16 protein-coding genes are annotated in these 17,054 nt (G+C 72.3%); 11 read left to right on the plus strand and 5 right to left on the minus strand.

What is annotated here, in order from left to right:
* Window positions 1-47 precede the first annotated feature (47 nt).
* Window positions 48-1,607, minus strand: coding sequence for a hypothetical protein (locus AC3IYI_RS31665; RefSeq protein WP_489406892.1), 1,560 nt, complete (start codon window positions 1,605-1,607; stop codon window positions 48-50).
* A 115-nt stretch (window positions 1,608-1,722) separates the two neighbouring features.
* On the opposite strand from AC3IYI_RS31665, the gene AC3IYI_RS31670 reads away from it, so the two are divergent.
* On the plus strand, window positions 1,723-1,947 hold the full coding sequence (locus tag AC3IYI_RS31670; RefSeq protein ID WP_489406893.1) for a hypothetical protein: 225 nt from the start codon (window positions 1,723-1,725) through the stop codon (window positions 1,945-1,947).
* A gap of 151 nt (window positions 1,948-2,098) precedes the next feature.
* On the opposite strand, the gene AC3IYI_RS31675 is transcribed toward AC3IYI_RS31670, so the two are convergent.
* The 4 genes from AC3IYI_RS31675 to AC3IYI_RS31690 all read right to left on the minus strand — a co-directional run bounded on the left by AC3IYI_RS31675 (window position 2,099) and on the right by AC3IYI_RS31690 (window position 5,610).
* Window positions 2,099-2,899 (minus strand): bestrophin-like domain, encoded by an 801-nt coding sequence (locus AC3IYI_RS31675; RefSeq protein ID WP_489406894.1) that lies wholly within the window; start codon window positions 2,897-2,899, stop codon window positions 2,099-2,101.
* A gap of 151 nt (window positions 2,900-3,050) precedes the next feature.
* The gene (locus tag AC3IYI_RS31680) at window positions 3,051-3,719 is read right to left on the minus strand and encodes a HalD/BesD family halogenase (RefSeq protein ID WP_489406895.1); all 669 of its coding nucleotides are present in this window, start codon (window positions 3,717-3,719) and stop codon (window positions 3,051-3,053) included.
* Window positions 3,720-3,956: 237 nt separating this feature from the next.
* Window positions 3,957-4,853: a sulfite exporter TauE/SafE family protein gene (locus AC3IYI_RS31685; RefSeq protein ID WP_489406896.1), complete on the minus strand. Its 897-nt coding sequence runs from the start codon at window positions 4,851-4,853 to the stop codon at window positions 3,957-3,959.
* Between the two features lie 169 nt (window positions 4,854-5,022).
* Window positions 5,023-5,610: a GNAT family N-acetyltransferase gene (locus AC3IYI_RS31690; RefSeq protein WP_489406897.1), complete on the minus strand. Its 588-nt coding sequence runs from the start codon at window positions 5,608-5,610 to the stop codon at window positions 5,023-5,025.
* Window positions 5,611-5,792: 182 nt separating this feature from the next.
* Between AC3IYI_RS31690 and AC3IYI_RS31695 the strand changes: the two genes are divergently transcribed.
* From AC3IYI_RS31695 to AC3IYI_RS31740, 10 genes are read left to right on the plus strand one after another with little or no spacing between them, the layout of a single operon-like run.
* Entirely contained in the window at window positions 5,793-7,079 is a 1,287-nt protein-coding gene (locus AC3IYI_RS31695) for an ATP-grasp domain-containing protein (RefSeq protein ID WP_489406898.1), read from the plus strand.
* Window positions 7,076-7,909, plus strand: a complete 834-nt coding sequence (locus AC3IYI_RS31700; RefSeq protein WP_489406899.1) for a Rossmann-like domain-containing protein — start codon at window positions 7,076-7,078, stop codon at window positions 7,907-7,909. The genes AC3IYI_RS31695 and AC3IYI_RS31700 overlap by 4 nt, the downstream gene beginning before the upstream one ends.
* Entirely contained in the window at window positions 7,906-9,030 is a 1,125-nt protein-coding gene (locus AC3IYI_RS31705; RefSeq protein WP_489406900.1) for a PLP-dependent cysteine synthase family protein, read from the plus strand. Before AC3IYI_RS31700 ends, AC3IYI_RS31705 begins: the two co-directional genes overlap by 4 nt.
* A complete protein-coding gene (locus tag AC3IYI_RS31710; protein ID WP_489406901.1) occupies window positions 9,027-10,085 on the plus strand; it encodes a dipeptide epimerase in 1,059 nt (352 codons plus the stop codon). The genes AC3IYI_RS31705 and AC3IYI_RS31710 overlap by 4 nt, the downstream gene beginning before the upstream one ends.
* Window positions 10,082-11,356: an MFS transporter gene (locus AC3IYI_RS31715; RefSeq protein ID WP_489406902.1), complete on the plus strand. Its 1,275-nt coding sequence runs from the start codon at window positions 10,082-10,084 to the stop codon at window positions 11,354-11,356. Before AC3IYI_RS31710 ends, AC3IYI_RS31715 begins: the two co-directional genes overlap by 4 nt.
* A complete protein-coding gene (locus AC3IYI_RS31720) occupies window positions 11,353-12,174 on the plus strand; it encodes a class I SAM-dependent methyltransferase (RefSeq protein WP_489406903.1) in 822 nt (273 codons plus the stop codon). The genes AC3IYI_RS31715 and AC3IYI_RS31720 overlap by 4 nt, the downstream gene beginning before the upstream one ends.
* Window positions 12,171-13,742, plus strand: a complete 1,572-nt coding sequence (locus tag AC3IYI_RS31725; RefSeq protein WP_489406904.1) for an ABC transporter substrate-binding protein — start codon at window positions 12,171-12,173, stop codon at window positions 13,740-13,742. Before AC3IYI_RS31720 ends, AC3IYI_RS31725 begins: the two co-directional genes overlap by 4 nt.
* Window positions 13,739-14,686, plus strand: coding sequence for an ABC transporter permease (locus AC3IYI_RS31730; protein WP_489406905.1), 948 nt, complete (start codon window positions 13,739-13,741; stop codon window positions 14,684-14,686). The genes AC3IYI_RS31725 and AC3IYI_RS31730 overlap by 4 nt, the downstream gene beginning before the upstream one ends.
* Entirely contained in the window at window positions 14,683-15,492 is an 810-nt protein-coding gene (locus AC3IYI_RS31735) for an ABC transporter permease (protein WP_489406906.1), read from the plus strand. The genes AC3IYI_RS31730 and AC3IYI_RS31735 overlap by 4 nt, the downstream gene beginning before the upstream one ends.
* Window positions 15,489-16,988 carry an ABC transporter ATP-binding protein gene (locus AC3IYI_RS31740; RefSeq protein WP_489406907.1) on the plus strand — a complete coding sequence of 500 codons (1,500 nt, stop codon included), beginning with the start codon at window positions 15,489-15,491 and terminating at the stop codon, window positions 16,986-16,988. Before AC3IYI_RS31735 ends, AC3IYI_RS31740 begins: the two co-directional genes overlap by 4 nt.
* The last annotated feature ends 66 nt before the right edge of the window (window positions 16,989-17,054 follow it).

Consider the following 17,054-nt stretch of genomic DNA (forward strand, 5'->3'; position numbering starts at 1 on the left):
TGGCGGCGGGATTTCGCTCTTTCGGGCAGACCGGCGACGACCCGCGGTCACATGCCGTCCGTCACGTCCCCCAGTTCGTGGTGCGGGTACGCCCGGGCGCGTTTCCCCTGGTACGAGCGCACGTCGGCGCCGCGGCCCGTTGCCTCGATCCGGTTGAGCAGCTCCGCGGCTGCCTGGGCCGTCCTGGGCGAAGAGTTGAGGGTGTCGAGGAAGTCCAGCAGGGTCCTCATCGGCGCCGCAGCCATGTGTTCCAGCAGGGCGCGCCGTCGGTCCTGGGGGAGCGCCATCAGGTCGGCGCCAAAGGGCTGCCCCCGCCCTGCGGCGTGGACGGTCCTCATCAGGTGTCCCAACGGGGCACGGACGAGGCGCTCGTCACCACGGTGCGCGAGCTCCGCCAGAACGGCGACCACGCGATCGGGAAGCCGGTAGGCGGCTGCGGCCGTCGACAGGCTCGGCAGGACGGATGCGTCCTCGTCGGACAGGAGCGAGATCACCTCCAGCACCTCGGCGGCAGGCCGGTCCGTCTGTACGAGGCACACCAGGACGTCGTCCGCCGCGGGCCACGTCCCGCCGTGCCAGTGACGGTGCAGCACGGCCAGCTCGGGCACGGACCGGAACCGGGCGGCGCACCGGACGAGATGGGACCTGAAGGCCGCCCGGAACGGCCCCTGCGGCATCACGTCACCGATCTCCGTGACCACGCCGATGGGCCGGGACTGCGCGACGTCCCGGAGCAACGATTCCCCCCTGGAACGCTCACCCGCATCCCCGAGCCATTGCAGCACCACCACGATCTCCTCGGCCGGACGTTCCCAGGCCACGTCGGCCAGCTCGCGGCCCAGCGTGCGTACGTCACCGCCGGACCGGAACCCGTCAAGGCGCCCCAGAAGCACCCCGATCGGCCCGCCACCGTCCCGGTGCAGCCCGGCCAGTTGCTCTTCCATGGCCAGTACCCGGTCCTCCAAGTCCCGGCAGCGGGTCTCCGCATCGGCCCGCAAGGCGGAGGTATCGGCCAGATCGGCGCGGAGCTTCGAGATCTCGGCCAGGAGGGCGTCGCGGACGGAGGCGTGGTCGTCGAGCGCGATGCGGAGCTCGACCTCGCGGCGGGTGGCGGCGGTCAGGTCCGCCGACCAGTCGCGGTGGAGGGAACCGAGTTCGCCCCTCACGGACAAGACCTCGGACTCGCGCTTCGCCAACAGGTCGTGCAGCGCCTCCTCCTGACGGGTCAGGCGGGCGATCGTGCGCTGGGAGCGCATCATCTCCTGGCGGAGGCTCTCCAGTTCGTACCCGGCGGTGTCGGTGGCCCGCAGGGCCGTCAGGCGTTGGCGGTGGATCTCGGCCCTGGCCTCCTCCTGGAGAGGGCTGCCGAGCTTCTGCTCCGCCTCGCGGATGAGGCGGCTGATGAAGTCCTCGGTGGCGAGCCGGCGTCCGCGCAGGAAGCGGGAGACGGTGCCCGCGTCCAGGGAAACGCGGACCGCGTACGCCTCCTGTGAGATGCCCAGGGTCTTGAACAGGTCTGTCAACGTCTTGGCGAGGGCCGCAACCTCCGGCGTCTCGCCCCGCTCGGTCGCGGACGAACTCGCAGCTGAGCGGGCCATCTCCGGCATCTCGGCCTCCCCCGTGCCTTGCATCCGTACTGGCAACCCTTGCGGCTGTCGCAGCCTATCCGGACCTCCCCACGCTGGGATCGTCAATCAGCCGCTCCTGGAAGGAATCCGCCCCATGACCACCGCCGTATGGACCACTGCTGTCGCCGGCGCCGGATGGGCCGCGCGGGTGCTCGTCGTCGGGCTCGCGCTCGTGCCCGTCGTCATCGTGACGCTCGCCTGCGTGCCCGCACTGCTGGTACTGCCGTTCTCCCGGCGCCGCAGCGCACATGCCACCGCCATCGTGCGACAGCTGATCGCCTGGACCCGGGGGCTGCTGCTCACGAGCCGGGAGCGGTGAGTCTCTACAGACGGGCCGGCCGTGACCCTCGGCCCTACCGGCGCCCGCCCCGGTGATGATGCAGCAGACGAAGACCCTGAGTTCGGGGGAGCGACCTGCGTACCCAACCCGTAGCCGTATCCGTGAGGCGGCGCGGGCGGACAGCGTCCGCTCACACCTTGGCCCGGGTCCTGTTCCCCTCCGCGTCGCAGGGCAGGACGGCCTGGGGATGTGAGGACCGCAGCGTGCGCAGGGTCTGCGCCTCGACGGCCGCGATCGCCTTGGGCGGTACGTTGATCAGCCAGCCGAAGGGGCGGTCCACGTCGCGGATGATGAACAGCGCGCTGCCCAGCAGGACCGTGATGACGACCAGGGCGGCGAGCTGTCCGCGGTTGTCCCGGTGCGGAACGGCGACGCCGAGGGAGACCACGGTCACCGTCAGCGCGCACAGCAGGAACCAGAAGATGGGCGCCGGGATGCTGGGGGAGGCCTGGGCGAGCCGCTCCTCGCGGGCCAGCGCCCGCTGGTCGTCGGCGGAGATCAGCATTCCGAAGGACTGCTCGGCGCGCAACTGCCGGAACACGTCGGGGAAGTCGTTGCTCCACTCGTCGGAGGCGGAGGAGGCGCGGACCTCGGCCATGGCCGGCCACTCCGCGAACCGCACCGTCCGTGCGTAGCAGACGGTGTCCTCGAGCAGCCGGGTCCGCTGGGGCTCGGGGGCGTACCCCGCCATCGACGCGAGGTGGCCCAGCTCGTGCGCCTCCCGCCGGGCGGCGCCGTCGGCCAGCCCGTACGAGGACGAGGCGGTCACCAGGACGAAGGCCAGCAGCAGGATGGTCAGGGTCTGCATCGGGCCGACCAGGTCCTGGACACCCATCCCCGGCTCGCTGTCGCGGACCAGCCGCGGGCGCAGGTACCGGTTCGCGGCGAACGACGCCCCCAGCGCGAGCACCAGCACCACGATGATGACCACCGGCGACACCTCCCGTCACGGCATCCTCCAGCCCTGACCCGGCCCCGCTCCCGCCGCCGCGCCCGGCCCGCCACCCGAACGGCCCCGCGCTGTTGCGGGCACACGGCGCCGTCGGCCGACCGGGCGGTGGGGGATCCGGCCTCGTGCCTGTCTACTCGTACAGGAGGGACGCGGACGGGGTGGCGGGCCCTTGGTGGCCGGGCACCGTGTAGGCCAGGTTGAGTACGGTCCGCCGGACGCCGGGGCGGTTCAGCGGGGTGACGCGGTGGGCGGAGCGGTCGCTGCGCAGGAGGTAGCCCTCGCCCGGCTGGTGGTGCGCACGCCGGGAGCCGGCGCCGTCCAATGTATCGAGGTCGGGGTGGCCGGGATTGAATTCCAGCAGACCGCCGTCGTCCGGGTGGGGTGGGGATTCCAGGAAGAGGACGAGGGCGAGGGGGTGGTCGTCCGTGTGGGCGCCGTGGGTATCGCCTTCCCGGTGGAGGATGTTCAGGACGTGCCGCTCGACGGGGTCCCGGACCGTGCTGACCTCGCTGCCCAGTACGGCGGTCAGGAAGCCCAGGAGCGCGGCGTCCTGGTACAGGCCGCTGACCAGTGGCGATTCCCGTGCGATCTGCCGTCCGCCGAGTGTGGTCATGTGCCGGGGGCTTCCCGCCATGCACTCCATGCGGAAGTCCCGGCGGGCCGCACTCCGCTCCAGCCGCCGGGCTTCGGCACGCAGCGCCGATAGGGGGCCCGGTCCGAGCAGTCCGGGCATCGGGAGGTAGTCGTCGGCCTCGAACCGGCTGTGTAGGGCTTCTGGCAGTGGGGGTAGGGACAGCACGGACAGATGGTTTCCCCCGGTGGCCTTCCGGCGAACCGCCCGACCGGGTGACGGAGGACCGGGTGACGGACGACCGGGTGACGGACGGCTGCCCGGCCACCTGCCGGCCCGTGGCCACGAAGCTCGGGTCGCAGCAGGCCGCGCTCGTACGCCTTCACCAAACGCTGCGGGACCTGGTACGCGGAGCCGTCGATCGCATCCGCGCACGGGAACGTGGACGCCGTGCCCGATCGAAGGTCAGTCGTGACGGGCGACCTTGACGGCCGAGATCAGCAGGATGACCGCGAGTGCGGGGATGAGGACCACATCGGGAATCACCCCGAGAAGGAGCCCGCCGAGGAGGGCCCCCGTGATCGAACCGGTCGCCATGAACGCGACGAAGCGCACGTTGGCGCCAAGGACCGCGAAGCTGCCGTCGCGGCTGTAGCGGGCGAACGCGACGAGCATGGTGGGCAGGGACACCAGCAGGGACAGGCTTCCCGCGAGCTTGATGTCGGCTCCGTACAGCAGGACGGTCGTGGGGATCAGCAGTTCCCCGCCGGCGACCCCCATGATCGCGGCGACCACGCCGATACCGAATCCAGCCGCCACTCCGGCCACCAGCCGGACCGGGGCGGGCAGGTCGAGCGACCCCACGGCGGTGACATGTGTGAGGACGAGCGCGCCGGCCATGCCGACCATGAGGATCGCCAGGACCTTGTAGAGGGTGGCGGACCGCATCCGTACCGCCCACGAGGCTCCCGCCCATGCGCCGAGCAGGCTCCCGGCGAGCAGGTTGACCGCGATCGCCCAGTGGGAGCCGAGGTCGCCGAAGGATACGGCTGCCAGGCGGGCGGGCAGGGCGGTGGCCACGACGACCAGGCTCATCGCCTTGTTCAGGATCACGGCCGCAAGCGCCGCGAACCCGAACAGCCCGATCAGCAGCGGAAGGCGGAACTCGGCGCCGCCCAGTCCGATCATCCCACCGAGCAGACCCACCAGGCCGCCGGCGGCGAACACCAGCGGCGCCGACCGCAACCGGGCGGCTGCCGCGAAGGTCTTGTCGGCGGCCCCATCGGCGACCGTGCCCCTGCTCTGGGCAGTGAGCGGTCTGTGCTGGTCAGCGGCATTCGCAGGCCGGGGGATATCAGACATGCTCGGCAGTCTGTGTCACCCGGGTGGAACAAGGATAGTGGAGGATCCCATCAGGTCGGGGCATCATCACCTGCCATCCATCCGATCCCCGCCCGCAGAGGGCGGTCGGCGTGGCCGCCACGGCCGCGCGGCCGCCCTTCGGGCGACGACGGGAGTTTGACGACAGGCCCTAGTTGCCGAGTCGGCCGGTGGTGGCCGGGACGGGGATCGGGATCTCGAAGTGGACCGTCCCGTATCCGCCGTGCTCGCCGGTGGTGCGGGCGTCGCAGACCTCGTCGGCCATGCTGCGCCAGAAGGCTTCCGCGCCGGGGATGTCGACGTTCGTGTGCAGGTAGACGGCGTCGTAGCCGGGGACGCCCGCCGCGAATTCGCAGGCTGCCCTGACCATGGCACGGGCCAGACCGTGTCTGCGGTGGTCCGGGCGTACGTACACCCGTAGGAGCTGCGCCGTGCGCCCCGAGGGATAGCGCTCGGTGAGCCATCGGGGGTGCGGGGGGTGGGCGGGGCCGCGGGAGTTCAGCGCGGTGGTGCCGACCACCTCCGAGCCCAGGACCGCCACGACGAGGGTGTGGCGCGGGTGGGTGAGGTAGGTGCTGTCGATGTCGACGACGTCGTCGTGCCACTGGGGTACGTAGCCGTAGTCGAACTCCCGGTAGAACGTGTCGAGCATGACGCTCCGCGCGCCGGCCACGTCCTCGGGCCCGGCGTGCCGCACCGCGTACGGGCCGATCTCCTGCCCCTGCGTCAGGTCCCTCATAGCTCGGTGGCTCCCTTCCGGCACTGCGGTCTCGTGAGCGGCAGGCTACCGGAAATCCGTCCTATTGGAAATGAAAACGATTTCAGGTAACTTCCTCCTCGTTCGATGCGGACGCCTCCCGTCAGGCGTTCCGCTTCGCAGGTATGCCCACCGGTCGTGACGGCGTCTTGAGAGGAAGTCCCTTGGCACATCTGCTGGTTGTCGAGAGCTGGGTGGGGTCGATGAGCAGGCTGTTGCCCAGGGCGATCGGAGAAGGCGGGCACGAGTTCACCTTCGTCACCCGGGACCTGCACCACTACCTGCGCGGCGCCGGGCCCGACGGCCCGCACCCGCTGCTGGCCGCGCGCAACATCATCACCGCGGACACCAACGACATGGATCAGCTGCTGCCCCACCTGGAACGGCTGCACGCGGTGCTCGCCTTCGACGGGGTCGTCTCCTCCTGCGACTACTACCTGCCGGCCGTAGCCCGGATCGCGGACCGGCTGGACCTGCCCGGCCCGGCGGTCGAAGCCGTCGAGGCCGCCTGTCGCAAGGACCTGACCCGCCGGATGCTGGCGGAGGCCGGCGTGCCGGGCCCCCGTTTCGCGCTGTGCGCGGACACGGCGCGGGCCGCGGCCGCCGCGAGGGAGATCGGCTATCCGCTGGTGGTCAAGCCCGTGGACCTGTGCGCCGGAATGCTCGTACGGGAGGTCCGTGACGAGAGGGAACTGGAGGCGGCCTGCCGGGCGCTGGAGGAGTTCCCGGTCAACGCGCGCGGCCAGGACCGGATGCCCGTCGTCCTCCTGGAGGAGCTCCTCGCCGGCCCCGAGGTCAGTGTCGAGACCGTCTCCTCCGGCGGCGTCACGGGCGTGGTCGGTGTCACGGACAAGAGCATCGGCGGGGCGCCCGCCTTCATCGAGACCGGTCACATGTTCCCGGCGGGCATCGCACCGCAGGCGGAGCGGGAAGCGGTCGACACGGCTGTCGCCGCGATCCAGGCCCTGGGCCTGGACCACATCGTGTGCCACACCGAGATCAAACTGACGCCCGAGGGTCCCAAGGTGGTCGAGGTCAACCCGCGCCCCGCCGGTAACCGGATCACCGAGCTGGTCCGCCACGTCACGGGCATCGACCTGGCCGCCGCCTGCGTCGACGTCGCCCTCGGCCGCACGCCCGATCTCACACCGCGCGCGACCGGCGTGCACAGCGCCGCCATCGCCTTCCTGCTCCCCGGCACCACCGGCACCCTCGCCGGTATCGAGGGCGCCGACGACGTCTGCGCGCAGCCCGGGGTGCTGGAGCTCACCCTCGCCGAGCCCGGCCGCGCCGTACGGGCCGCGACCAGCAACAACGAGTACCTCGGCCACATCATGACCGCCGACGCCCAGGGCGGTGGGGCGCGGGAAACCGCCGAACGGCTCCTGGCTCACCTGCGTCCCACGTTTGACGAGCAGTGCTCCGAGCCGCCTTCGGCGGTGCCCGCATGACCACACCCACCCTGTCCGAGCCCGCCGTACGCACCGTCGACCAGCTCGTCGAGGCGGTCCGCGCGGGGGCGTACGGCTCCGATGCCGCCCAGGACCGCATCGCGCTCGCCTTCACCACCGCCCAGGCGGTACGCCACGCCGGCCGCAGCAGCGGCTACCGCAACGAGGTCCTGAGCCTGCGCCTCGACGCGGCCGTCGGATCCTGCGCCGTGGAGCCGGGCGCCCTGCCCGCCGCGGCACTCGACGACTGTGTCGGCGCCTCGGTGGCCGAGCTCCTCGACCACCCGATGCTTCCCGTGCGGGTCGCCGCGCTCGACGCGTACCTGAGCCACGTACGCCCCCACACCCCCGACCACGGCGCCCGCCCGTACGCCCTGCCGGCGGGCAGTTCCCTGCACCGGTCCAGAGCCCGCGCCCGCGCCGTGGTGGATCTGCTGCCCGAGACCGGGGCCCGCCGGATCCTCGTCATCGGCGTGGTCAACTCCCTGCTGGAACAGCTGCGTGCGCGCGGCCTGGGATACGTGCCCTGCGACCTCAAGGGCGGCACCACCGAGTGGGGTGAGCCGGTACGGACCGACGCCTTCGCGGAGTTGGAGCACTGCGACGCCGTCCTCGCCTCCGGCATGACCCTCGGGAACGGCACCTTCCAGCCCCTGCTCGACCACGCCGCCACCACCGGCAAGCCCCTGGTCATGTTCGCCCAGACCGGCAGCGCGATCCTCCCGCGCTTCCTGGGCGCCGGGGTCAGCGCCGTGTCCGCGGAGCCCTACCCCTTCTTCTGGCTCGACGGCGGCCCCGGAGTCATCCACCGCTACGGAGGCACCCGGTGACCGTCGCACCCCCGCTGGACCGCCTGCCGGCCCACAGCACGAACCCGGAGCTGCTGACCCTGTTCGGCCGCACCCCGCTCGCGCGGATCCGTACGGAACTGCCCTACGCCCACCCGGGCTTCTGGGCCAAACTCGAATGCCTCGGCGCCGGCGGAATGAAGGCGCGGTCCGCCGTGTCCATGCTGCGCGGTGCCCGGCAGCGCGGCGAATTGCGCCCGGGTGCCACCGTGGTCGAATCCACCTCCGGAACCCTCGGGGTCGGGCTCGCCTTCGCCGGACAGGCCCTCGGCCACCCGGTCGTCCTCATCGGTGACCGCGAACTCGAACCGTCCATGCGGCAGTTGCTCCGTGCGTACGGCGCACAGCTGGAGCTCGTGGACCGGCCCGCCACCGAGGGTGGCTGGCAGGCGGCCCGGATCGCCCGGCTCCGCGAGGTCTTGGAACGGATCCCGGACGCCTACTGGCCCGACCAGTACAACAACCCCGACAACGCGGCCGGATACCTCTCCATGGCCGCCGAACTCTGCGGACAGCTGGACCACTTGGACGTCCTGGTGTGCAGCGTCGGCACCGGCGGCCACAGCGCCGGGCTCATCGGCCCGCTGCGCCGCCGCTGGCCGCGCCTGAAGGTGATCGGCGTCGACTCCATCGGCTCCGCGATCTTCGGCCAGCCCGCCCGCCCCCGCCTGATGCGCGGGCTCGGCAGCAGCATCCACCCGCGCAACGTCGCCCACCACGCCTTCGACGAGGTCCACTGGGTGGGCCCCGCCGAAGCCGTCGACGCCTGCCGCAGGCTCGCCCGTACCAGCTTCGTCAGCGGCGGCTGGAGCACCGGCGCAGTCGCCCTCGTCTCCGCCTGGGCCGCCCGGGTGGAAGCGGGCGCGGTCGTCGCGACGGTCTTCCCCGACGGTCCGCACCGCTACCTCGGCACCGTCTACGACGACGACTTCTGCCACGCCAACGGCCTCGACCGGGCCGAACTCGCCCTGCGCCCCCTGGAGATCGCACACCCGCACGCGACCGAGGCCATCGGCTGGACCCGCTGCCGCACCGTCCTCGACCCGCGCGCGGCCACCCGGCCGCACCACCTGCCCGTACCGACGCGGGGAGATGCCGCATGAGACTCACCTGGCAGACCACCGAGCTGGAACTGGCCGAGCCGCTGCGCATCTCCCGCTCGGTGATGGCCCGCCGCGACGCGGTCTGGGTCGCGATCGAGCACGGCGGCATGACCGGCTGGGGCGAGGTCGTCAGCAGCGAGTACCTCGGCCTGCCCACCTCCCGCATCGTCCGGCACCTCACCACGGCGCGCCCCGCGGCCGAGCGCCTGCCCGACCCCGAGACCGCGTGGGAGGAACACCTCGCCGGATCGCTGCCCGGCCTGCCGCAGCTGCCGGCCGGTGTGCTGGCCGGGCTGGAGGCGGCCCTGCTCGACCTGGTCGGCAAGCGGTCCGGCCGGCCCGCCCACCAGCTGCTGGGTACGCCCACCGCACCGGCCGCGCAGACCACTCGTACGATCGGCATCACCGCCCCCGTACCGGCCGCCGCACAGGCGGCCCGGCTCGCCGTGAGCGGCTTCACCGCCCTCAAGGTCAAAGCGGGATCCCCCGATCCGGCCGAGGACCTCGCGCGCGTGGAGGCCGTACGCGTCGGTGCCCCCGAGGCGAGCCTGCTGCTCGACCCCAACGGGGCGTGGACCGAACGCCAGGCCCTCGACCTGCTCCCGCGTTTCGCCGCCCTCGGGGTCTCGGCCGTGGAACAGCCCATCGCACCGGGCAGCCCCGACGCCCTCGCCCGCGTGGCCAAGGAATCACCGATCCCCGTCATCGCCGACGAGGACGCCGTCTCCTACGAGGACGCCGTGGCTCTCGCCGGACTCGTCCACGGCGTCAACGTCAAGCTCGCGAAATGCGGCGGCGTACGGGCCGCCCTGCGCATCCACGAAGCCCTGCGCGGCAGCGGCACCGACCTCATGCTCGGCTGCCTCACCGCCAGCTCGCTGGGCATCGCCCCGGCCGTGCACCTCGCCGACCGGGCCCGCTGGGTGGACCTCGACGGGCACCTGCTGCTCGCCGACGACCCGTGGACCGGCATCGGCGGCACGGACGGCACCGTACGTGCTGCCGACCGGGCCGGACTCGGCGTCAGACGTACGCACATGGCGGCCCTCCGGTGAAGATCCTCAGCTCGGTGGGAGGCTTTCCGCTCGCCGTACGCCTCCTCCTGGTCAACCAGCTCGGCGTCAACACCGGCTTCTACCTGCTCATCCCGTACCTCGCCACCCACCTCACCGACGACCTGGGACTGTCGGCCGCCGTCGTCGGCATCGTCCTCGGCCTGCGCAACCTCAGCCAGCAGGGCCTGTTCCTGATCGGCGGCTCGGCCGCCGACCGGCTCGGCGCCCGCGGAGTGATCATCGCGGGCTGCGCCCTGCGCACGGTGGGATTCGGCGCGTTCGCCCTCGGCGACAGCCTGCCGCTGCTGATCGCCGCTTCCATACTCAGCGGGCTCGCGGGGGCCCTCTTCAACCCCGCCGTGCGGACGTACGTCGCCCAGGAGGCCGGCGAGCGCAAGGCGGAGGCCTTCGCGCTGTTCAACGTGTTCGCCACGACCGGGGCGCTGCTCGGCCCGCTGCTGGGGACCCTGCTGCTGCTCGTGGACTTCCGGGCCGCCGCCGTCACCGCGGCCGGCGTATTCGCCGTACTCACGCTCGCGCAGTTCCTGGTGCTGCCGGCCCGTGAGGTACCGGCCCCCGACTCGGGTGTCCTCGCCGACTGGCGAGAGGTGGCGGGCAACCGCCGGTTCCTGCTGTTCTCCCTCGCCATGGTCGGGATGTACGGCCTGGAGAACCAGCTGTACCTGCTGCTGCCCCGTGCGGCGACCGACGCCTCCGGCTGGGGCGGCTCGGTCGGCCTGCTGTTCCTTGCCGGGACCGTCGCCAACCTGCTGTTCCAGCTGCGCATCACCCGCGCCCTGAAGGCCCGGGGGAGCAGGGGCCGTTGGATCGCCACCGGCCTGGGCGTCATGGGCTTCGGATTCCTGCCCCCGATGCTCGTCGCGGGCGCCGCCACCGCGCACCCCCTGCGACTCCTGCCGGTGCTCGCCGGTGCCCTGCTGCTGCACCTCGGCGTGATGATCGCCTCGCCGTTCGTGATGGAGCTGATACCGGCCTTCGGCCGCGACAGCCTGACCGGCACGTTCTACGGCCTCTTCTACGCGGTCTCCGGGGTCGCGGCCGCCGCCGGCAGCGCGGCCATCGGCTGGTCCATGGACACCGCGGGCCACACCGGCCTGACCTGGCTGCCCTACGGCTGCTGCCTCGCCCTGGGCCTGGCATCCGCAGCGGGCGTCGCACACCTCCAGCGCCGAGGCGTGCTGCCGGTAGGGCTGGCACACGATCCGACGGCCCCCGCTCTCCCCGACCGGCCCCGAAGCGAGACGCGATGACAGCGACGACGAGCAGCAACCTGCTCACCGACCACCCCGAGCTCTACGAGGAGCGCTTCCCCGACCCCGAACGGCTCGCCGCCCGCTGGGCCGCGGACGTACTGGCCCGCCACGGCGCCGGTCCCCGCGTCCTCGACGTCGGCTGCGGCACCGGCCGCGACGCCGCCTGGCTGCACCACCGGGCCGGGTGCGAGGTCGCCGGCATCGACACCTCCGAGGCCATGCTGGCCCACGCGGGAACGCACCATCCCGGCCCCGCGTACCACCTGGCCGACATGCGCGACTTCGACCTCGGTGCGGCCTTCGACGCGGTCGTCTGCCTGGACAGCGCCCTCCTCTACTGCCACACCAACGAAGACCTCGCCGCCTTCCTCGCCCGCTGCCGCGCCCACCTCACCCCGGGCGGACTCCTCGTCGCGGAGATGCGCAACGGGGCCTTCTTCCTCGGCGACACCGAACTCCTCGACGGCCCGCGCACCGCCTCCTTCGCCTGGCGCGGCACCACCTACACCTCCTACACCACCCTGCGGATCGATCACGGCGCGCAACTCCTGCGCCGCCGGAGAATCTGGACCGCCGACGACGGCTCCCCGCATGAGGAGCAGCGCTCCGCCTGGAGGCTCCTCTTCCCGCAGGAACTCCGGTACTTCCTCACCACCGCCGGATTCGAGGTCCTCGCGCTGCACGACGGACCCGGTCCCCGCACCGAACCGCCGTGGAGCGAAGGCGAGGCCCCGCACGGGACCACGAGTTCCGACCGCCTCCACCTCGTCGCCCGGCTCACGAACCACCCCAGCAACGGAGACACCACCCCATGAACGACGCCCGCTCCAGCCTCGCCCGCAGAGGCTTCCTCATCGCCACCGGCGCCACCGCCCTCGCCTTCACCGCCGCCTGCGGCACCGGCTCCACCACCCCGGACGCCAAGAACGCCGCAGAGGGAGCCCCCAAGCAGGGCGGCCGCTTGCGTGCCGCCTTCGCCGGCGGAGGCGCCAACGAGACCCTGGACCCGCACGCCGCCAACCTGTTCGTCGACGCCGCCCGCGCCAAGGCCCTCTTCGACAAGCTCGCCGACTTCGGCGCCGACCTCGCCGCCGTCCCCAGGCTTGCCGAGCGCTGGGAGCCCAACGACGCTCTCGACACCTGGAAGATCACCCTGCGCAAGGCCGCCTTCCACGACGGCAAGCCCGTCACCGCCGAGGACGTCCTCTACAGCTACCGCCGCATCGCGGACCCCAAGGCCACGTTCCGGGCCAAGGCATCCCTGGAGCCGATCGACCTCGAGGCGAGCCGGGCGGTGGACGCCTCCACCGTCGAGTTCAAGCTCAAGCGCCCGTACGCCGAATTCCCGGGCGTCCTCGCAGCGTTCGGCGCGTACATCGTCCCCAAGGGCGCCACCGCCACCGCCTTCGCCAAGCCCATCGGCTCCGGCCCGTTCAGCTTCGTCTCCTTCAAGCCGGGCAGTTCCCTCGTCGTCAAGCGCAACGACGCCTACTGGGAAGGCGCCCCGCACCTGGACGAGCTCGAATTCGTCGTCGCCGGCGAGGAGTCGGCACGCGTCAGTGCCCTGCTCGGCGGTCAGGTCGAGTACGCCCACGAGCTGAACCCGGCCACCGCCCGCACCCACGAGGGCAAGGGCAAGATCGACGTCGTCCGGCTGCCGGGCAGCGCGATGCAGGGCTTCGTCATGAAGACCGACCGCCCGCCGTTCAACGATCCCCGGGTGCGTCAGGCGTTCTTCCTCATCGCCGACCGCAAGGAACTCCTCGACGGAGCCCTCTCCGGCGCCGGAGAGATCGGCAACGACCTCTTCGGCAAGGGCTACCAGTACTACCCCGCCGGCCTCCCGCAGCGCACCCAGGACCTCGACAAGGCCCGCGCCCTGCTCAAGGAGGCCGGCGCCGAGGGGCTCAAGGTCACCCTCGACACCGCGCCCGCCGCCACCGGCTTCGTCGAGGCCGCCGGCATCTTCAAGGAGCAGGCGGCGAAGGCCGGAGTCACCGTCGAGGTCAAGGTCGGCAACAAGGACACGTACTGGAAGGACATCCTGAACAACGGCACCCTCGCCTCCTACCGCTCGGGCGCCATGCCCATCGAGTCCCACATCTCGCAGCGGCTGCTGACCGGCTCCACCACCAACGCCACCAAGTGGCAGCACAAGGACTTCGACGACCTGTACCAGCAGGCCCAGTCCACGCGCGACGTCACGCAGCGCGGCGCCCTCTACGAGCGGATGCAGCGCCGGCTGCACGACGAGGGCGGCTTCCTGATCTGGGGCTTCGCCGACTGGACCATCGCCACCGCACCCAAGGTGCACGGGGTGTCCAAGACGGCACCCGCCAACACCCTCGACTGGGCCCGCTTCGACAAGATCTGGATCGCGTGACACCGAACCTGTCATGGATCGGCCGCCGCCTGCTCCTCGGTCTGGGGCAGACGGCGGCCGTCGTCCTGTTCATCTTCGCCCTCACCGAGGCGCTGCCCGGTGACGCGGCGGTCGCCCTCGCGGGTGACCAGCCCGATCCGGCCCGCATCGCCCTCATCCGCGAGACGATGGGCCTGGACCGGCCCGCCCCCGAACGCTTCGCGGACTGGGTCGCCGGCCTCCTGCACGGCGACCTCGGCACCTCCCTGGTCAGCGGACGGCCCGTCACCGACTACCTGGCCGACGGACTCGGCCCCACCCTCCTCCTCGCCGGCGCCACCCTCGCCCTGCTCGTCCCCCTCTCGGTCGGGCTCGGCGTCCTGGCCGCCCGTCGTGAGGGCGGGTCGCTGGACCGGACCGTCAGCGCCCTGACCCTGGCTGTTCACGCTGTACCGGAGTTCGCCGTCGGGGTCCTCCTCGCCACGCTCTTCGGGCTGTGGCTGGCCTGGCTGCCGCCCACCGCCGTCGGCGCCGACCCGTTCACCGAGCCCGCCGTCCTGATCCTGCCCGTCGTCGTCCTGCTGGCGCGGCCCGTGTGCACCATCAGCCGCCTCGTACGTGCCGGGATGATCGACGCGATGGCCTCCCCTTACGTCGCCCAGGCCCGGCGCTACGGAGTCTGCGGCCCCCAGATCACCTGGACCCACGCCCTGCCCAACGCCCTCGCCCCCGCCACCCAGCAACTGGCCCGTACCTGCGACTGGCTCCTCAGCGGAGTGATCGTCGTGGAGGCACTCTTCGTGATCCCGGGCCTCGGCACCGTGCTCATCGAAGCCGTCGCCGCCCGCGACCTCCCCGTAGTCCAGGGCATGGCCGTCGTCTTCGGCATCGTCACCGTCGCGGTCAACCTCGCCGCCGACCTGGCCGCCCGCCGCTTCGCGCCCCGGTCCGAGGTGGCGGCATGACGCTGAAACCGGCACGGTCCCTCTTCGCACTCGGGCTGATCGTCCTTCCCGTCCTCCTCGCGCTGGCCGGGCCCCTCGTGGCGGGCCCGGCCGGCCCCCGCTCGGTCTCCTTCGCCTCCCTCGAAGGGCACTGGCTCGGCACGGACTTCAGCGGCCGCGACGTATGGCACCAGGTGCTCCTCGGCGGCCGCTCCGTCGTGCTCGTGGCGATCGCGGCCACTGTCCTCGCCTACCTCGTCGCCATCCCCTTGGGCCTCGCCGCGGCCCTCACCCGCCGTACCTGGCTGGAGGAGGCGTTGATGCGGCCCCTGGACGTGGTCATCGCGGTCCCCTCCCTCCTGCTGGTGCTGCTCGTCGCGGCCACCCTCACCCCGGGACCCGCCGGACTGACCGTCCTGGTCGGGCTGGCCGCCGTACCCGACGCCGCCCGGGTCGTCCATGCGGCGGCCGTCGAGATCTCCTCCCGGCCCGCCGTGGAAGCGCTGCGCATGCAGGGCGAGTCCTGGTGGCGCACGGCCATCGGGTACGTGGCCCGCTCCATGCGCCGCACCCTCGCCGCAGACGCGGGGATCCGGCTCACCGGAGCCCTCTACCTGGTCGCGACCGCCGCCTTCCTCGGCGTGGGCGTCCAGCCGGACGCCGCCGACTGGGCGGTCATGGTCGACCGCAACCGCACCGGGCTCTTCCTCCAGCCCTGGGCCGTGGTCGTGCCCGCCCTGCTCATCGCGGCCCTCTCGATGGGCACCAACCTGCTGTTCGACGCCGCCCTCCAACGGCGCACCCCCCGGAAGGGAGCGACGCGATGACCCTGGTCGCAGAGGTACGAGACCTACGAGTCGCCATCGGCGGCCGGGCGATCGTGGACGGTGTGAGCCTCGCCGCCCACACGGGCAGGATCACCGCCGTCATCGGGCCGTCCGGCAGCGGCAAGACCACCACCGGGCTCGCCCTCCTGGGCGAGTACCCGGCCGGTGCCATCGTCGACGGCGAGGTCCACACACCTGCGGGGCCGGTCGGATACATCCCCCAGCATCCGGCGTCAGTGCTCAACCCTGCCCGCCGGGTGGGCGCGCTCCTCGCGGACATCGCCGCCCGACAGCAGGGAGACAGGCTCGAACGCAGACGCCGCGTCGAAGACGCCTTGCGCCTGGCTCAGCTCCCGGATCCGCAGGCCGTGCTGCGCCGCTTTCCCCACCAGCTGTCCGGCGGACAGCAGCAGCGGGTCGTCCTGGCGCAGGCGTTGCTGCTGGGAGCCCGGGTCATCGTCGCCGACGAACCCACCACCGGGCAGGACGTCCTCACCAAACAGGGCATCGTCGCGGAGCTGGCGGCCGTGGCCGCACAGGGCATCGCCGTCATCCTGCTCAGCCATGACCTGGACGTCGTACGGAGGCTGGCCGACGAGGTCGTCGTGATGCGGGACGGGCGGGTCGTGGACCGCGGACCTGCGTCGTCGGTCCTGGAGGATCTGGTACCGGAGCGGCCGCGCGCCGCGCGAACGGCCCGTCCGCGTGGTCCGGTACGTCTGGAGACGCGGAACCTCAGCGCCCGGCACCGCACCGCACAGGGGGCCGCCGAGGTGCTGACCGGCATCGAAGCATCGGTCGCGGCGGGGGAGTGCCTGGCGCTCGTCGGCCGCTCCGGCAGCGGCAAGACCACCCTCGGACGCTGCCTGGCCGGGCTGCACCGCCGGTACGAGGGCACGGTCCTGCTCGACGGCACGCCACTGCCGCGCAGCCTACGGTCCCGTAGCCGCGCCGAACTGGCCGCCGTGCAGTACGTGTTCCAGGACGCGAAGGCCGCCTTCGACGAGCACCGGCCGGTCCTCGACCAGGTCGCCCGCAGCGCGGTACGGCTCCGCGGTGCCGTACCGAAGGACGCACGGCGTACGGCCCTGCGCACCCTCGGTGAGTTCGGCCTGAGCGAGAGCCTTGCCGGGCGCCGCCCCGGCGAGCTATCCGGCGGCGAACTCCAGCGCGCGGCGCTGGCCCGGGCCCTGCTGGCCGGGCCACGGGTCCTGATCTGCGACGAGATCACCTCCGGCCTCGACCAGGACACCCGGACCACCATCCTCGGCGCCCTGGCCCGGCTCAGGGAACACAGCGAACTCAGCCTGGTGTTCATCACCCACGACCTGGCGGCCGCCGGAGCCCTCGCCGACCGGATCGCGGTCCTGGACGCAGGGCGCATCGTCGAGGCCGGCCCGGCCCATCAGCTGATCGAGCTGCCGCAGCACGCCATCACCAAGGAGTTGCCGTCCGCCTCGCTGACGGCGCTACCGGACGGCGCGCCGAGACGCTGAAGGGGCGGAAGCCGCCGGTCGTCAACTGGAGGGCTGGACCGCGCGGGGAGGTACTGCAACTGATGA

The sequence above is a fragment of the Streptomyces sp. GL_148 genome (assembly GCF_057834205.1).